Below are 18282 nucleotides of genomic sequence, written 5' to 3' on the forward strand. Positions count from 1 at the left end.
ATGAATGCTGAAGACTCCTTGAAACTTGCTCGCCGGTTTATCGGGTTGCCCCTGGAAAAGCGCCAGATGTTCCTTGCGGCCTTGCACAAGGAGGGCGTGGACTTTGCCCGTTTTCCGATTCCGCAAGGGGTCGAGGCCGAGGATCGGCAGGCGCTGTCCTACGCTCAGCAGCGCATGTGGTTTCTCTGGCAACTGGACCCGCACAGTGGCGCCTATAACTTGCCGGGCGCGGTGCGCCTGACCGGGCAGTTGAACCTGCCGGCCCTGGAGCAAGCGTTCGCCAGCCTGGTGGCGCGTCATGAAACCCTGCGCACGGTGTTCCAGCGCCAGGCGGACGAGACTCTGCTACAAGTGCCGGCCAGTGCGCCGCTGGTGATCGAACAGGTCGATTTCAGCGCATTGCCGGCCCTTGAGCGCGAGCAGGCTGTGGCCGAGGCTGCCCAGCAGCAATCGCTGCTGCCGTTCGACCTTGCCGTCGGGCCGCTGCTGCGGGTCAAGCTGCTCAAGCTCGCCGAGCAGGAGCACGTGCTGCTGCTGACCCTGCACCACATCGTTTCCGATGGCTGGTCGATGAACGTGTTGATCGACGAGTTCATCCGCTGCTACGACGCCCATGATGCGGGCGCGCAACCGCAGCTCGCGCCGCTGCCGATTCAGTACAGCGACTATGCCTTGTGGCAACGTCGCTGGCTGGAAGCCGGCGAGCAGGCGCGGCAACTGGAATACTGGCAAGCCCAATTGGGCTGTGATCATCCGGTGCTGGAACTGCCCACCGATCACCCGCGCCCGGCGATGCCCAGCTATCGCGGCACGCGTTATGAGTTCGGGGTCGATGGTCAACTGGCCGAGCAACTACGCGCCACCGCGCAGAAACACAACATCACCTTGTTCATGCTGTTGCTCGGCGCGTTCAACGCGTTGCTGCATCGTTACACCGGGCAGACCGACATCCGCGTCGGCGTGCCGATCGCTAACCGCAATCGCGGTGAAATCGAAGGCCTGATCGGTTTCTTCGTCAACACCCAAGTGCTGCGCACCCGGCTCGACGGCCAGACCCGCGTGGCCGATTTGCTCAGTGACATCAAGGAAACCGCCCTCGGCGCCCAGGCCCATCAGGACTTGCCGTTCGAGCGGCTGGTGGAAGCGTTGAAGCTGGAACGCAGTCTCAGCCACACGCCGCTGTTCCAGGTGATGTACAACCATCAGCCGCAGGTGGCGGACATTTCCACGGTGACCACTGCGTCGGGCCTGGAACTGGGCGTGATCGAATGGGAAGGGCGCACCACCCAGTTCGACCTGACCCTGGATACCTATGAAAAGGCCGGCCAACTGCACGCCGCGCTGACCTACGCCAACGACCTGTTCGACGCTGCGACCATCACCCGCATGGCACGGCACTGGACCCATCTGTTGCGCGGCATGGTCAACGACAGCCAGCAGCGCATCAGCGATTTGCCGTTGCTTGAAGCCGCGGAGTATCAGCGCATCGTTCACGACTGGAACCGCGCTGACCGAGGATTCGCCGATGATCTGTGCATCCATGAGCTGATCGCCAGGCAAGTCGCGGCCATGCCGGACGCGCTGGCGGTGACCTTCGCGGCAAAACAACTGACCTACGCCGAACTCGACGCTCAGGCCAATCGTCTGGCCCATAAACTGATCGAGGCGGGCGTGGGCCCGGAAGTGCGGGTCGGCGTGGCGATGCAGCGTACCGACAGTCTGCTGGTGGCGTTGCTGGCGGTGCTCAAGGCCGGTGGCGCCTATGTGCCGCTGGACCCGGATTACCCGGCCGAACGAGTGGCCTACATGCTCGAAGACAGTCGCGCCCTGGTGCTGTTGACCGAGCAGGCGTTGGCCGCGACGCTGCCCGTGACTGCGCAAACCCAAGTGCTGCTGATGGATGCCGCCGAGCCGTGGCTGGCCGCTTACCCGAGCAGCTCGCCGGTGACTCGCGTCGCACCAGATAACCTGGCTTACGTGATCTACACCTCCGGCTCCACCGGCAAACCCAAAGGCGTGGCCATCGCCCATCGCAACGTGCTGGCGCTGATCGACTGGTCGCAGTCGGTCTATAGCCGCGACGATATTCAGGGGGTACTGGCCTCGACGTCGGTGTGTTTCGACCTGTCGGTGTGGGAGCTGTTTGTCACCTTGGCCAATGGCGGCTCAGTGATCATCGCGCGCAACGCCCTGGAGTTGCCGCAATTGCTGGCTCGTGATCAGGTGCGCCTGATCAACACCGTGCCATCGGCGATCAATGCCTTGCAGCGCGACGGACAGATTCCGCCGAGTGTGCGCATCATCAACCTCGCCGGTGAGCCGCTGAAGCAGAGCCTGGTGGATGCGTTGTATCGGCAGCCGACCCTCGAGCACGTCTACGACCTCTACGGTCCATCGGAAGACACCACCTATTCCACCTGGACTCGGCGCGAAGCCGGCGGCACCGCCAACATTGGCCGGCCACTCAAACACACCGCCAGTTATTTGCTGGACGCCGATCTGCAACCGGTGCCCCAAGGTGTATCGGCCGAGCTGTACCTGGCCGGCGCCGGCATCACCCGAGGTTACCTGGCACGACCGGGCATGACCGCCGAGAAGTACGTGCCGAACCCGTTCGCCAGCAACGGCGAGCGCCTGTATCGCACGGGCGATTTGACCCGTTATCAGGTCGACGGTGCATTGCAATACGTCGGTCGCATCGACCATCAGGTCAAGGTTCGGGGATTTCGTATCGAACTCGGTGAAATCGAAGCGCGGCTGTTGCAGCAGGACGCGGTGCGCGAACTGGCAGTGCTGGCTCAGGACGGCGCCAGCGGGCAGCAATTGGTCGCCTACATCGTGCCGACCGATGCAGGCGTGTTGACGGGCAATGCCGATGCTCAAGCGAGCCTGCGTGAAACCCTGAAAGCTGCCCTGCGCCAACATTTGCCGGATTACATGGTGCCGGCTTATCTGCTGTTCCTCGAGCAATTGCCGTTGACGCCCAACGGCAAACTCGACCGTAAAGCCTTGCCTGCGGTCGACGGCACTCAGCAGCAACGCGAACACGTGGCGCCACGCTCGGCGCTGGAAAAGTCCCTGGCAGCGATCTGGCAGGACGTTCTGGCCATCGACAACGTCGGCCTGGAAGACAACTTCTTCGAACTGGGCGGCGATTCCATTGTGTCGATGCAGGTGGTCAGCCGCGCGCGTCAGGCGGGCATCGTGTTGAGTCCCAAGGACCTGTTCCAGCACCAGACCATTCGCAGCCTGGCGCAAGTGGCCCGCTGCGGTGAACAGAACCTGATCGATCAAGGTCCGGCCGTTGGCGCGGTGGCCCTGACGCCGGTGCAGCACTGGTTCTTCGAGCAAGCCATTGCGCAGCGTCACCACTGGAACCAGTCGCTGCTGCTGGTCCCACGCGAAACGCTGGAGGCCGGGGCGTTGGATCAAGCGTTGGCGCAGTTGCTCAAGCATCACGACGGTTTGCGTCTGCGATATGAAATGACTGATGCCGGTTGGCAGCAAGCCTATGGCGCGGTGTCCAGCGAGTCGGTGTTGTGGCAACGCTCGGCGCAATCGGCCGAAGAACTGAATGCCTTGTGCGACGAAGCCCAGCGCAGTCTTGATCTGAGTCACGGCCCATTGCTGCGAGCGCTGTTGGTGGACATGGCCGACGGCACGCAACGGCTGCTGTTGGCTATTCATCACCTGGTGGTGGACGGGGTTTCGTGGCGGGTGTTGCTGGAGGATCTTCAGCAGTTCTACCGTCAGGTACGCGACGGCTCGACGCTGACCGCTGCGGCGAAAACCAGTTCCTGCCAACGCTGGGTGGCGCGTCTGCAAAGCCACCTGCCAACGTTGCGCAACAGTGCCGATTATTGGCAGGCCCAACTGCGCGATGCAGCGCAAAACGACTTGCCGTGCGATCGCCCTGACGGCGCACTGCAAAACCGTTTCGAGCAGAAAGTCGAACTCACCTTCGACGCCGAGCGAACCCGCAAACTATTGCAACAGGCACCGGCGGCGTATCGCACTCAGGTCAATGATCTGCTGCTGACTGCGCTGACGCGGGCCGTGTGCCGCTGGACCGGGCAGGGCAGCACGCTGATCCAGCTCGAAGGGCATGGCCGCGAAGACCTGTTCGACGACATCGATTTGACCCGCACCGTCGGCTGGTTCACCAGCCTGTTTCCGGTCAACCTGACCCCGGCCGACGATCTCGGCGCATCGATCAAAACGGTCAAGGAGCAACTGCGCGCGGTACCGGACAAAGGTCTGGGCTACGGTGTTCTGCGCTACCTGGCCGATCCGCAAATTGGCGCCGCACTGGCAGCCCTGCCGCAGCCGCGCATCACCTTCAACTACCTGGGGCAGTTCGACCGTCAGTTCGACGCGGCGGCGCTGTTTGTGCCGTCCAGCGAAGGCAGTGGAGCGGCCCAGGATCCGTCGGCACCTTTGGCCAACTGGCTAACGGTCGAAGGTCAGGTGTACGGCGGTGAGCTGTCGATGAGCTGGGGCTTCAGCCGTGAGATGTTCGACACCGCGACCATCCAGCAGCTGGTTGATCAATACGCTGTCGAACTCAATGCGTTGATCGAACATTGCTGCACCCTCGAAACCCCACAGGCTACGCCGTCGGACTTCCCGCTGGCGCGCATCACCCAAGTACAACTTGATGCACTGCCGGTGGCCGCCGGGCAACTCGACGACCTCTACCCGTTGTCGCCGATGCAGCAGGGGCTGTTGTTCCACACCCTTTACGAGCAGGCGGCGGGTGAGTACATCAATCAGCTGCGGGTGGATGTGCAAGGCATCGACCCCGAGCGTTTCCTCGCGGCCTGGCAGGCCACTGTCGATGCTCAAGACATCCTGCGCACAGGCTTTGTCTGGCAGGGCGAACTGGAGCAACCGGTTCAGATCGTCCATAAACAGGTTCAGTTGCCGTTCACCGTGCTCGACTGGCGTGAGCGTGGCGATCAGGTTCAGGCCTTGCGTGAACGGGCCGATGCCGAACGCCAACAAGGGTTCGACCTGAGCCAGGCGCCGTTGCTGCGACTGGTACTGGTGCAAACCGCCGCCGATAGTTGGCACCTGATTTACACCCATCACCACATCCTGATGGACGGCTGGAGCAATTCGCAGTTGCTCGGCGAAGTCTTGCAGCGTTACAGCGGTCGCGCGCCGATAGCCACCGGCGGGCGCTATCGCGATTACATCGGTTGGTTGCAACGTCAGGACGCGCAATCGAGCCAGGATTTCTGGAGCGAGCCGCTGGCCTCCTTGCAAGAGCCGACCCGGCTGGCCCTGGTGGTGTCCGGCAACGAAACCCTGAGCGGGCACGGCGATCACTTCCAGACCCTGGAAGTCAGTCGCACCCAAGGCCTTGAAGCCTTTGCCCGGCAACAGAAGGTCACCCTCAACACCTTGGTGCAAGCCGCGTGGCTGCTGTTGTTGCAACGCTACACCGGTCACGAAACCGTGGCCTTCGGTGCCACGGTGGCTGGGCGCCCGGCAGACTTGCCCGGCATCGAGCAACAGGTCGGTCTGTTTATCAACACCTTGCCGGTGATCGGCGCGCCGCGTCCGGATCAGAGCGTTGGCCACTGGTTGCAAACCGTACAGGCGCAAAACCTCAACTTGCGCGAGTTTGAACACACACCGCTGGCGGACATTCAACGCTGGGCCGGGCAGGGTGGCGAAGCGCTGTTCGACAATATTCTGGTGTTCGAGAACTACCCGATTGCGCAGGCGCTGCAACAGGGCGCGGAGCAAGGCGTGGTGTTCGGCGAAGTCGCCAACCTTGAACAAACCCATTATCCGTTGAGCGTCGCCGTGACGCTGGGCCAGACACTGGCGCTGCATTACAGCTTCGACCGGGCGCATTTCTCCACGTCGGCGATCGAGCGCATCAGTGTGCACCTGTTGCAACTGCTGGAGCAGTTCGCCGAGTCGGCCGAACGCAACCTCGGCGAAATCGCCTTGGCCAGCGCCGCCGAACTCGCGCAGCAACAGGCCAATAACCAGCCGCAGCCGTACCCGGTGAATGTCGCCGTTCACCAACGCATCGCCGAACTCGCCGCCCAGCGCCCGGAGCGCACGGCGGTGATCTTCGCCGGTCAGCGTTTCAGTTATGGCGATATCGACCGACGCGCCAATCAGTTGGCCCACGCCCTGATCGCGCTGGGTGTCGGCCCGGAAAGCCGGGTCGGCGTGGCCTTGCCGCGCAGCGAAGGGGTGATCGTCGCGTTGCTGGCGGTGCTCAAGGCCGGCGGTGCCTACGTGCCGCTGGACACCAGCTATCCCCGTGAACGCCTGGCCTATCTGATTGAGGATTCGGGGCTGGCATTGTTGCTGACCGATTCTGCTGTTTCTGCGCAGTTGCCGGTGGAGGACTCGGTCCCGGTGCTGGAGCTCGACCGCCTCGATCTGCGCAGCCAATCCCTCAATGCGCCCAAGGTGCAGCTCGATCCGCAGAACCTCGCTTACGTCATCTACACCTCCGGCTCCACCGGTAATCCCAAAGGCGTGAGCGTTGCCCATGGCCCGCTGGCGATGCACTGCCAGGCCATCGGCGAGCGCTATGAAATGCGTGACAGCGACTGCGAATTCCACTTCATGTCCTTCGCGTTCGACGGCGCCCACGAGCGCTGGCTGACCAGCCTGACCCACGGCGCCTCGCTGCTGATTCGCGATGACAGCCTCTGGACCCCGGAGCAGACTTACAACGCCATGCGCGAACACGGCGTGACGGTGGTGGCGTTCCCGCCGGTCTACCTGCAACAACTGGCCGAGCATGCCGAACGTGAAGGCAACCCGCCGAAGGTGCGGATCTACTGCTTCGGCGGCGATGCCGTGCCCAACGCCAGTTTCGAGCGGGTCAAGCGCGCGCTCGATCCGGACTACATCATCAACGGCTACGGCCCGACCGAAACCGTGGTCACGCCGTTGATCTGGAAGGCCGGGCGCAAGGTGCCGTGCGGTGCGGCCTATGCGCCGATCGGCAGTCGTATCGGTGACCGCAGCGCTTACGTGCTGGACGCCGACCTGAACCTGCTGCCCCAAGGCATGGCCGGTGAATTGTACTTGGGCGGCACGGGCCTGGCCCGGGGTTACCTGAACCGTCCGGGGCTGACGGCGGAACGGTTTGTCGCCGATCCGTTCAGCGCTGTCGGTGGCCTGCTGTACCGCACCGGCGACCTGGTGCGTCAGCGTGCCGACGGTACTTTCGATTACCTGGATCGCATCGACAATCAGGTGAAAATTCGCGGTTTCCGTATCGAGCTGGGAGAAATTGAAGCGCGCCTGCAAAGCCTCGAAGGTGTGCGCGAAGCCGTGGTGGTCGCCCAGGAAGGCACCGCCGGCAGCGGCAAGCGCCTCGTGGCTTATGTGGTGGCCGACGCGTTCAATGCCGATCGCAGCGATTTTGCCGAAAGCCTGCGCGAACAACTTAAAGCCGCACTACCGGCGCACATGGTCCCGGCCTATTTGCTGCTGCTTGAGCGCCTGCCGCTGACCCCCAACGGCAAACTCGACCGCAAGAACCTGCCCAAACCGGACGTCAGTCAATTGCAGCAAGCCTACGTGGCGCCGCAAAGCGCGCTGGAGCAGCAACTGGCGACGATTTGGCAGGACGTGCTGAAACTCGATCAGGTCGGTTTGAGCGACAACTTCTTTGAGCTCGGCGGCGATTCGATCATTTCGATTCAAGTGGTCAGCCGCGCCCGTCAGGCCGGTATCCGCTTCACCCCCAAAGACCTGTTCCAGCACCAGACCATTCAGGCACTGGCCACGGTGGCGCGGCTTGGCGAACAGGCTCAGGTCATCGACCAAGGGCCGGTGACGGGCGAATTGGCGTTGTTGCCGGTGCAACAGGTGTTCTTCACGCAGGCCATCCCCGAGCGCCAGCACTGGAACCAGGCGGTGATGCTCAAGACGACGCAACCCCTCGACGCTGCGCTGCTTGAGCAGGCGTTGGGCGCACTGGTTGCGCACCACGATGGTTTGCGCTTGAGCTTCGTCGAACAGGCCGAGGGTTGGCAGGCGCAGTACCGCCCGCTGGACAGCCAGACTGATGCGATGGTCTGGGCGGTCGACGTCGCCGACGCCACGGCACTGGAAGCAGTGGCCAACGAAGCGCAACGCAGCCTGAACCTGCAGCACGGGCCACTGATGCGCGCGGTGCTGGCGAACCTCGATGACGGCAGTCAGCGACTGTTGCTGGCGATCCACCATTTGGTGGTGGACGGCGTGTCGTGGCGCATTCTGTTCGACGATCTGCAAACCGCCTACCGTCAACTGTTGACCGGCGAAACCCTGCAATTGCCAGCCAAAACCAGCGCCGCCAAGGTCTGGGCCGAACACCTGCAAACCTACGCCCACAGTGCTGAACTGCGCACCGAACTGGCCTGGTGGCAACAGCAGTTGCAAGGCGCCGAGGTGGCGTTGCCGGCGGATAATCCCCAGGGCGGGCAACAGAACCGGCACGCATTGACGGTGCGCACGCAACTGAACAAGGAACTGACCCGGCAATTGCTGCAAGACGCCCCGGCGGCCTATCGCACCCAGGTCAACGATTTGCTGCTGACCGCACTGGCCCGCGTCATGGTGCGCTGGACCGGCGCCGACAGCACATTGATCCAGCTCGAAGGCCATGGCCGTGAAGAGCTGTTCGACGGCATTGACCTGACCCGCACGTCGGCTGGTTCACCAGCCTGTACCCGGCGAAACTGACGCCAGTCGCTGACCTTGGCGGCTCGCTGAAACAGATCAAGGAACAGCTGCGAGCGATCCCGAACAAGGGCATCGGTTTTGGAGCGCTGGCCCATCTGGGTGACGAGGCTGCACGTAAAACCCTCAGCCAATTGCCGGTGCCGTGCCTGACCTTCAACTACCTGGGCCAGTTCGACGGCAGCTTCACCGAAGCTGACGGCGCGTTGTTCGTGCCGTCCAGCGAAGCGGCTGGCGATGAGCTGGATGCCAACGCGCCATTGGCTAACCAATTGGCCCTCAACGGTCAGGTGTATGGCGGCGAACTGAACCTGGGCTGGACCTTCAGCCGTGAAATGTTCAATGAGGCGACCATCCAGGGTCTGGCCGACGATTACGCACTGGAACTGCAAGCACTGATCGCCCATTGCTGCCAGACCGGAAATCACGGCGTCACCCCGTCGGACTTCCCGCTGGCGCGCTTGAGCCAGGCACAACTGGACGGCTTGCCGCTGGCGCCGCAGTCGATCGAAGACCTGTACCCGCTGTCGCCGATGCAGCAGGGCATGTTGTTCCATGCCGTGTACGAAGAAACCACCGGCGATTACATCAACCAGATACGCCTGGATGTTGAAGGGCTCGACCCCGAGCGTTTCCATCAGGCCTGGCAAGCGGCCGTGGATGCCCACGACATTCTGCGCACGCGGTTTGTCTGGCAGGGCGAACTGGAAACCCCGGTGCAGGTGGTCAGCAAACACACGCAGATGCCTTACAGCCTGCATGATTTGCGCATCCATCCGCAGCGCGATCAAGCCTTGCAGACGCTCGCCGACACGGAACGGCAAAACCTGAGCTTGAGCGCATCGACCTTGTTGCGGTTGGTGATCGCGCGCATCGACGACAACCGTCATCACCTGATCTACACCAACCATCACATCTTGATGGATGGCTGGAGCAACTCGCAGTTGCTCGGTGAAGTGCTGCAGCGTTACAGCGGTCAATTCAATGCCGCTCACAGTGGGCGTTATCGCGATTACATCGCCTGGCTGCAACGCCAGGACACGGCGGCCAGCGAAGCGTTCTGGACTCCGGCGCTGCACGCGCTGGATGAGCCGACGCGCCTGGCCCAGACCGTCGCGAAACCATCGGCGGCTGATAACGTTCAGGGTTATGGCGATCATTTCCAGGTGCTGGATGCCGATCAAACCCTGCGTCTGGGTGAATTCGCCCGGGCTTCGAAAGTCACCGTCAACACCTTGGTGCAGGCGGCCTGGTTGCTGCTGTTGCAACGCTACACCGGTAAAAATACCGTGGCCTTCGGCGCGACGGTTGCCGGTCGTCCGGCCGACTTGCCGGGTGTCGAGCAACAGATCGGTCTGTTCATCAACACCTTGCCGGTGATCGCAAGCCCACGGGCCGAGCAATCGCTCAACAGCTGGTTGCAAGCGGTGCAAGCGCAAAACCTGGCATTGCGCGAGTTCGAACACACTGCGCTGTTCGATATTCAGCGCTGGGCCGGGCAGGGCGGTGAAGCGCTGTTCGACAACATTCTGGTGTTCGAGAACTACCCGATTTCCCAAGCGCTGGAGCAGGGCGCGCCGCAAGGGCTGCGCTTTGGTCCGGTGGCAAGTCTGGAGCAGACCAACTATCCGTTGACCCTGCTGGTGAGCCTCGACACTCAATTGTCGGTGCACATGAGCTATCAGCGCGCCAGTTTTGCATCGGCGACTGTGGCGCAATTGGCGGCTCATCTGCAGCATCTGTTGAGCCAAATGATCGACGCCGGTGAACGCTGCCTCGGCGAGCTGGTACTGCTGGATGAAACCGAGCAGCAGCAAGTCTTGCTGGACTGGAACCGTGCTGACGAAGGTTTCGCCCAAGACCTGTGCATTCATCAGTTGATCGACCGCCAAGTCGCCGCTCAACCAGACGCGCTGGCGGTGACCTTCGCCAGCCAACAGCTGACTTACGCCGAACTCGACAGCCGCGCCAACCAACTCGCCCACAAGCTGATCGAATTGGGCGTGGGCCCGGAAGTGCGGGTCGGCGTGGCGATGCAGCGTTCCGACAGCCTGTTGGTCGCGCTGCTCGCAGTGCTCAAGGCCGGCGGTGCCTACGTGCCATTGGACCCGGATTACCCGGTCGACCGCGTGGCCTACATGCTCGAAGACAGCCGCGCCCTGGTGCTGCTGACCGAGCAGGTTGTTGCGGCAACATTGAACGTGGCGGCGCAAACCCAAGTGCTGCTGATGGACCGGATCGAGCCGCAACTGGCGGATTATCCGCGCATCGCCCCGGTCACCTGTGTCACGCCGGATAACCTGGCTTATGTGATCTACACCTCCGGCTCCACCGGCAAACCCAAAGGCGTGGCCATCGCCCATCGCAACGTGCTGGCGCTGATCGACTGGTCGCAATCGGTGTACAGCCGTGACGACATTCAAGGGGTGCTGGCCTCGACGTCGGTGTGCTTCGACCTGTCGGTGTGGGAGTTGTTTGTCACCTTGGCCAACGGCGGTTCGCTGATCATCGCCCGCAATGCCATGGAGTTGCCGCAATTGTCGGCCCGGGATCAGGTGCGCCTGATCAACAGTGTGCCGTCGGCGATCAGTGCCTTGCAGAGCGCCGGGCAGATTCCGCCGGGCGTGCGCATTATCAACCTGGCGGGTGAGCCGTTGAAGCAGTCGCTGGTCGATGCGCTTTATGGGCAACCGACCGTTGCGCATGTCTACGATCTCTACGGCCCGTCGGAAGACACCACCTATTCCACCTGGACCCGTCGCGAGGCCGGTGGCATGGCGAACATTGGCCGGCCGCTCAAGCACACTGCCAGTTACTTGCTGGATGCGGACCTGCAACCGGTGCCTTTGGGCGTGTCCGCCGAGCTGTACCTGGCAGGCGCCGGCATCACCCGTGGTTACCTGGGCCGGCCGGGCATGACCGCCGAGAAGTACGTGCCGAACCCGTTCGCCAGCAATGGCGAGCGCCTGTACCGCACCGGCGATTTGACCCGTTATCAGGCCGATGGCGTGCTCGAGTACCGAGGGCGGATCGACCATCAAGTGAAGATCCGCGGTTTCCGCATCGAACTGGGTGAAATCGAAGCGCGCCTGCTGGAGCAACCGGCGGTCCGCGAAGTGACGGTGTTGGCGCAGGAAGCCTTGGGCAGTCAGCAACTGGTGGCTTACGTGGTCGCGCCGCAACTGGACCTCACTGCCGCCGACGATCAGCAGTCTTTGCGCGACGAACTCAAGGCACGGCTCAGGGAATCCCTGCCGGAGTTCATGGTTCCGGCGCACCTGTTGTTCCTCGCCAGCCTGCCGCTGACACCCAACGGCAAACTCGACCGCAAGGCGTTGCCGACGGTGGAGACCAGTAATTTGCAGGTGCGTTATGTCGCCCCGCAGAGCGAGCGCGAGCAGCAGGTCGCGGCGATCTGGCAGCACGTACTGCAAATCGAGCGGGTCGGCTTGCTGGATAACTTTTTCGAACTGGGCGGCCACTCGTTGTTGGCCGTCAATGTGGTTTCACGCCTGCAACTGGAACTGGGCCTGAAACTGACCCCACAACTGATTTTTCAACACCCCGTACTCACGGATTTCGTCAGCAGTCTGGCAACCGCAGGTGAGCAGGTCGATACGTTGAAACTGAGCAAGCTGGACGCCCTGCTTGACGAAATGGAGGAAGCTTGATGGATACCAATGTCGCTTTGAAGATCGCCCGGCGCTTCATTACTTTGCCGCTCGACAAGCGCAGGGTCTATCTGCAGAAGATGCTTGAGGAGGGTGTTTCGCCGGCGAACCTGCCGATTCCCGAAACACAGTCGCAGTTCGATCCAGTGCCGCTGTCCTTTGCGCAGGAGCGCCAGTGGTTTCTCTGGCAGATGGACCCCGACAGCGCCGCCTACAACATCCCCAGTGCCATGCAGTTGCAGGGCGAGCTCGACGTATCGGCGCTCGAACGCGGTTTCAATACCCTGATTGCCCGTCATCAAAGCCTGCGCACCACATTCCAGCAGCAGGATGAGCGGGCGGTGCAGGTGATTCATCCGCAGATGAGCCTGACCGTCGCCGTGCACGAACTGGATGAAAGTCCCGGTGCCCTGTCGCCAGAGGCGCAGATTCAGGCGTTCGTGGCTGAACAGGCCGGGCAGCCTTTCGATCTGATCAACGGGCCGTTGTTGCGCGTCAGCCTGTTGCGCCTTGGCGCACAGGAGCACGTGCTGACCCTGACCCAGCACCACATCGCCTCGGATGGCGCATCGATGCGGGTCATGGTCGACGAGTTGCTGCAGCTGTATGGCGCCTACCGCCAGGGCCATGAACTCGCTTTGCCGGAGTTGTCGATCCAGTACGCCGACTATGGCATCTGGCAACGGCACTGGATGGAAGCCGGGGAGCGCGAGCGGCAACTGGACTACTGGCAGGCGCACTTGGGCAGCGAGCATCCGGTGCTGGAATTGCCCACCGATTACCCGCGCCCGGCGGTCCAGAGTCTGCGGGGGGGCCGTCATGAACTGGCGTTGCCGCCGGCACTGGGCGAGCGTTTGCGGGCCTTGGCCAAAAGCGAAAACGTCACGCTGTTCATGCTGTTGCTGGCGTCCTTCCAGACCTTGTTGCATCGCTACAGTGGCCAGGTCGACATTCGCGTCGGCGTGCCGACCGCTAACCGCAACCGGGTCGAGACCGAGCGGCTGATCGGCTTTTTCGTCAACACCCAGGTGCTCAAGACCGAGTTCGATGCACAGGCCACATTCAGCACGCTGCTGGCCCAGGTCAAACAGACCGCGATGGCCGCCCAGGCGCATCAGGACCTGCCTTTCGAACAACTGGTCGAGGCCTTGCAGCCGGAACGCAGCCTGAGTTACAGCCCGCTGTTCCAGGTCATGTACAACCACCAGAGCACTGGCGCCAGCCAAAGCCGGCAGGGCGCGGGCGAGTCAGCGTTGACGATCCGCCACTTGCATCAGCCATCGCGCACCGCGCAATTCGACCTGACCCTGGAAACGTTCGACGGCCCCGAGGGCCTCGGTGCACAGCTGACCTACGCCACCGACCTGTTTGACGGCGCGACCATCGAACGTCTGGCACGGCATTGGCAAAACCTGCTGGGCAGCCTCGTTGCCGATCCGCGGCAGCGGGTGGGCGAACTGGCCCTGCTCGACGAAGTCGAACAACAGCAGGTGCTGGTGGACTGGAACCGCAGCGCCGCCGAATACCCGACCGACCGTTGCATCCATCAATTGATCGAAGCCCAGGCCCTGCGCACGCCAGAGGCCACGGCGCTGGTGTTCGAAGGGCAATCGCTGAGTTATGCGCAACTCAATCGCCAGGCCAACCAGTTGGCGCATCGGCTGATCGAACTGGGCGTCGGCCCGGATCAATTGGTCGGTATCGCCATCGACCGCAGCCTGGAAATGCTGATCGGTCTGTTGGCGATTCTCAAGGCGGGCGGTGCCTACGTGCCGCTGGACCCGCAATACCCTCAAGACCGTCTGGCGCACATGATCGAAGACAGCGGTCTGCAACTGCTGCTGACCCAGGCGCATTTGATCGGGCAATTGCCGATTCCGGCTGGCGTGCAGACCCTGTTGCTCGACCCGCAAGGCGAACACGCTCGCGGTTACAGCGAAGCCGATCCGCAGGTGTCGATTAGCGGTGAACACCTGGCGTATGCGATTTACACCTCCGGTTCCACCGGCAAGCCCAAAGGGGTGATGGTGCGCCATCAGGCGCTGGTGAACTTTGTGGTGAGCATGGTCAAGGAGCCGGGCATCGATGCCCAGGATCGCATGCTGTCGCTGACCACATTCTCGTTCGATATTTTTGGCCTGGAAATCTACGGCCCGCTGCTCAGCGGTGCCCGTGTGGTGCTGGTGGACAAGCAGACCGCCCAGGATCCACAAGCGCTGCTGGAAATGATCCGGCAACAGGAGGTCACGGTGGTGCAAGCCACGCCGTCGACCTGGCGCATGTTGCTCGACCACGAACAGGCTCCCATCCTCCAGGGCTGTAAATTCCTCTGCGGCGGCGAAGCGCTGGCCGATGACCTGGCCCAGCGCATGCTTGGCCTGGCAGGGCAGGTCTGGAACCTTTATGGCCCGACCGAAACCACCATCTGGTCGGCGGCCTGGCAGCTGACCCGCGAGCAGCGCCAGCCGTACCTCGGCAAACCGATTGCCAATACCAAGCTGTACATTTTGGGCGACGATCTGGCGCCGAACCCGGCGGGTTCCATTGGCGAGCTGCTGATCGGTGGCGACGGCCTGGCCCGTGGGTATCACGACCGTGCGGCGATGACCGCCGAACGCTTCCTGCCCGACCCGTTCGGCAACGGCGCGCGGCTGTACCGCACAGGCGACCTGGCGCGCCATCGTCACGACGGCGTGCTCGAATACATGGGGCGCATCGACCATCAAGTGAAGATCCGCGGTTTCCGCATTGAACTGGGCGAAATCGAAGCGCGTTTGCTGGAGCAACCAGCGGTTCGCGAAGTGGCAGTGCTGGCGCAGGAAGCCCTGGGCAGCCAACAACTGGTGGCCTATGTGGTCGCGCCGCAACTGGACCTCGATGCCATCGACGATCAGCAGTCTCTGCGCGATGAACTCAAGGCGCGGCTCAAGGAATGCCTGCCGGAATTCATGGTCCCGGCGCATGTGCTGTTCCTCGCCAGCCTGCCGTTGACGCCCAATGGCAAGCTCAATCGCAAGGCGTTACCGGCGGTGGATGCGAGCCAGTTGCAGGCACGTTACGTCGCCCCGCAGAGCGAACGGCAACAGCAAGTCGCCGCCATCTGGCAGGACGTGCTGAAGCTGGACCGCGTGGGCCTGACCGACAACTTCTTCGAGCTGGGCGGGCACTCCCTGCTGGTGACCCAAGTGGTGTCGCGGGTACGTCGGGTGTTGGACATCCAGGTACCGTTGCGCAGCCTGTTCGAGCACAGCACCTTGGAGGATTTCGTCCAGGCACTGGGCGCCGAAGCCGAATCAGACGAACAGTCACCGGCGATGACCCGGGTCGATCGTGATCAACCGCTGGCGTTGTCCTTTGCCCAGGAGCGCCAATGGTTCCTATGGAAAATGGACCCCGACAGCGCTGCCTACAACATCCCGACCGCACTGCGGATGCGCGGCGAGCTGGACAAAAACGCACTGCAACAAAGCTTCCAGGCGCTGGTGGAGCGCCACGAAAGCCTGCGCACGGTGTTCGTCGAGGAAGATGGCCGCACCTGGCAGGTGATCCGTCCGCAAGGTCGCGTGAGCTTTGTCGAACAACGTCTGGCCGTCAGCGATGAAGCGAGCATCAAGGCCTTTGTCGAACAGGAGACGCAACGCCCGTTCGATGTGCTCGACGGTTCGTTGGTGCGCTTCGTCCTGCTGCAAGTGGGCGAGCAGGATCACGTGTTGGTGCTGACCCTGCACCACATCGTCTCCGACGCCTGGTCGTTGCAGGTGATGATCGATGACCTGATGGGCCTGTATTCGGCGATCAGCCAGGGCCGGCCAGCCGAACTGCCGGCGCTGGCGGTGCAGTACGCCGACTATGCGGTCTGGCAGCGTCAATGGATGGCCGCCGGTGAACGGGATCGGCAATTGGCGTACTGGACCGAAAAGCTGGGCAGCGAGCAGCCGCTGCTGGAGTTGCCACTGGATCATCCGCGTCCGGCGCAACAAAGTTTCCGCGGCGCGCGTCTGCCGATCACCCTCGACGAATCCCTGAGCAATGCATTGAGGGCATTGGCCCGGCGCGAAAACGTCACCCTGTTCATGCTGTTGCTCGGTTCGTTCCAGACCTTGTTGCATCGCTACAGTGGTCAGGCCGACATCCGCGTCGGTGTGCCCATTGCCAACCGCAACCGCCTGGAAACCGAGCGTCTGATCGGTTTCTTCGTCAACACTCAGGTGCTGCGCGCCGAGTTCGACGGCCATCTGACGGGCGCTCAACTGTTGCAACAGGTGAAGCAGACGGCCATGGCGGCGCAGATGCATCAGGACTTGCCGTTTGAGCAGTTGGTCGATGCCTTGCAACCGCAACGTAACCTGAGCCACAGCCCGCTGTTCCAGGCGATGTTCAACCATCGCAGTGAAGCGGCGTCAACGCTGGCCGAATCCTTGCCGGGCATCGAGCTTGCAAATCTCAGTTGGGAGCACCGCACCGCGCAGTTCGACCTGACCCTGGACACCAGTGACAACCCGCAAGGCCTGCACGCCTCGCTGACCTACGCCACCGATCTGTTCGAGCCATCGACCATCGAGCGCATGGGCCGGCATTGGCTGAATCTGTTGCGGGGCCTGGTCGCGGACATCAACCGGCCGATCGGGCAATTGGCATTGCTCGATGACCAGGAGCGCCAGCTGACGGTCGTCGACTGGAACGCCACCGCCGTCGACTACCCGTTGAATCGCAGCGTGCATGCGTTGATCGAAGAGCAGGTTGGTAAAACCCCGCAGGCGTGTGCGCTGGTGTTTGCCGAACAACGTTTGAGCTACGCCGAGCTCAATGGCCGAGCCAACCAACTGGCTCACGCGCTGATCGAGCAGGGCGTCGGCCCGGATGTGCTGGTGGGCATCGCGGTCGAGCGGTCCGTGGAAATGGTCGTGGGCCTGTTGGCGATTCTCAAGGCCGGCGGTGCCTATCTGCCGCTGGACCCGGAATACCCGCAGGAACGCCTAGCCTACATGTTTGAAGACAGCGGCATTCAGCTGTTGCTGACCCAGAGCCACTTGCTTGAGCAATTGCCGATCCCGGCAGGCATTCGCAGCCTGGTGCTGGATCAGGACGGCGACTGGCTGGAAGGCCGCAGCGACGCCAACCCGGGCGTCGACCTGGATGGGGAAAACCTTGCCTATGTAATCTACACCTCGGGCTCCACCGGCAAACCGAAAGGCGCGGGTAACCGTCATTCGGCGCTGGTCAATCGTCTGTGCTGGATGCAACAGGCCTATCGACTCGACGCCACGGACAGCGTGCTGCAAAAGACCCCGTTCAGCTTCGATGTGTCTGTCTGGGAGTTCTTCTGGCCGCTGTTGACCGGTTCGACCCTGGTGGTGGCCGCGCCGGGTGTTCATCGTGATCCGGCGCAGTTGATCGAACTGATCACCGCACAACGCATCACCACACTGCACTTCGTGCCGTCGATGTTGCAGGCGTTCCTGCAAGACCCTTTGGTGGGCGAGTGCACCAGCCTGACCCGGATCGTGTGCAGTGGCGAAGCCCTGCAAGTGGATGCACAGCAGCAAGTGTTTGCCAAGTTGCCCAATGCCGGTCTGTACAACCTCTACGGCCCGACCGAAGCGGCCATCGACGTCACGCACTGGACGTGCATCGAGGAAGGTCGCGACAGCGTGCCGATCGGCCAGCCGATCGCCAACCTGGGCACTTACATTCTCGATCACGAGTTGTCGCCGGTGCCGGTGGGTGTGATCGGCGAACTTTACTTGGGCGGCGAAGGCCTGGCCCGGGGTTATCACCGCCGTGCCGCGCTGACTGCCGAGCGGTTTGTCACCAGTGCCTTCGGTGACGGCCAGCGTCTGTACCGCACCGGCGACCTGGCGCGTTATCGCGCCGACGGGGTGATCGAATACGCCGGGCGCAT

General features: G+C 62.6%; 3 protein-coding genes (1 of these 3 running past the window's edge). All 3 read left to right on the forward strand.

The features are described from left to right. Tightly spaced (each overlapping or abutting the next), the 3 genes in view from PMI30_RS0129960 to PMI30_RS05065 form a layout consistent with a single transcriptional unit that may run on beyond the window. Positions 1 to 8712, forward strand: a complete 8712-nt coding sequence (locus PMI30_RS0129960; RefSeq protein WP_008013516.1) for a non-ribosomal peptide synthetase — start codon at positions 1 to 3, stop codon at positions 8710 to 8712. Next, positions 8709 to 12380, forward strand: a complete 3672-nt coding sequence (locus tag PMI30_RS32245) for an amino acid adenylation domain-containing protein (RefSeq protein ID WP_443216318.1) — start codon at positions 8709 to 8711, stop codon at positions 12378 to 12380. The genes PMI30_RS0129960 and PMI30_RS32245 overlap by 4 nt, the downstream gene beginning before the upstream one ends. After that, positions 12380 to 18282, forward strand: the beginning of a protein-coding gene (locus PMI30_RS05065; protein WP_008013519.1) for a non-ribosomal peptide synthase/polyketide synthase. The gene runs 7630 nt beyond the window's last position; the window shows 5903 of its 13533 coding nt (coding positions 1-5903); the start codon lies at positions 12380 to 12382; its stop codon lies off the right edge, out of view. Before PMI30_RS32245 ends, PMI30_RS05065 begins: the two co-directional genes overlap by 1 nt.

Source organism: Pseudomonas sp. GM50, assembly GCF_000282375.1.
Lineage (GTDB): Bacteria > Pseudomonadota > Gammaproteobacteria > Pseudomonadales > Pseudomonadaceae > Aquipseudomonas.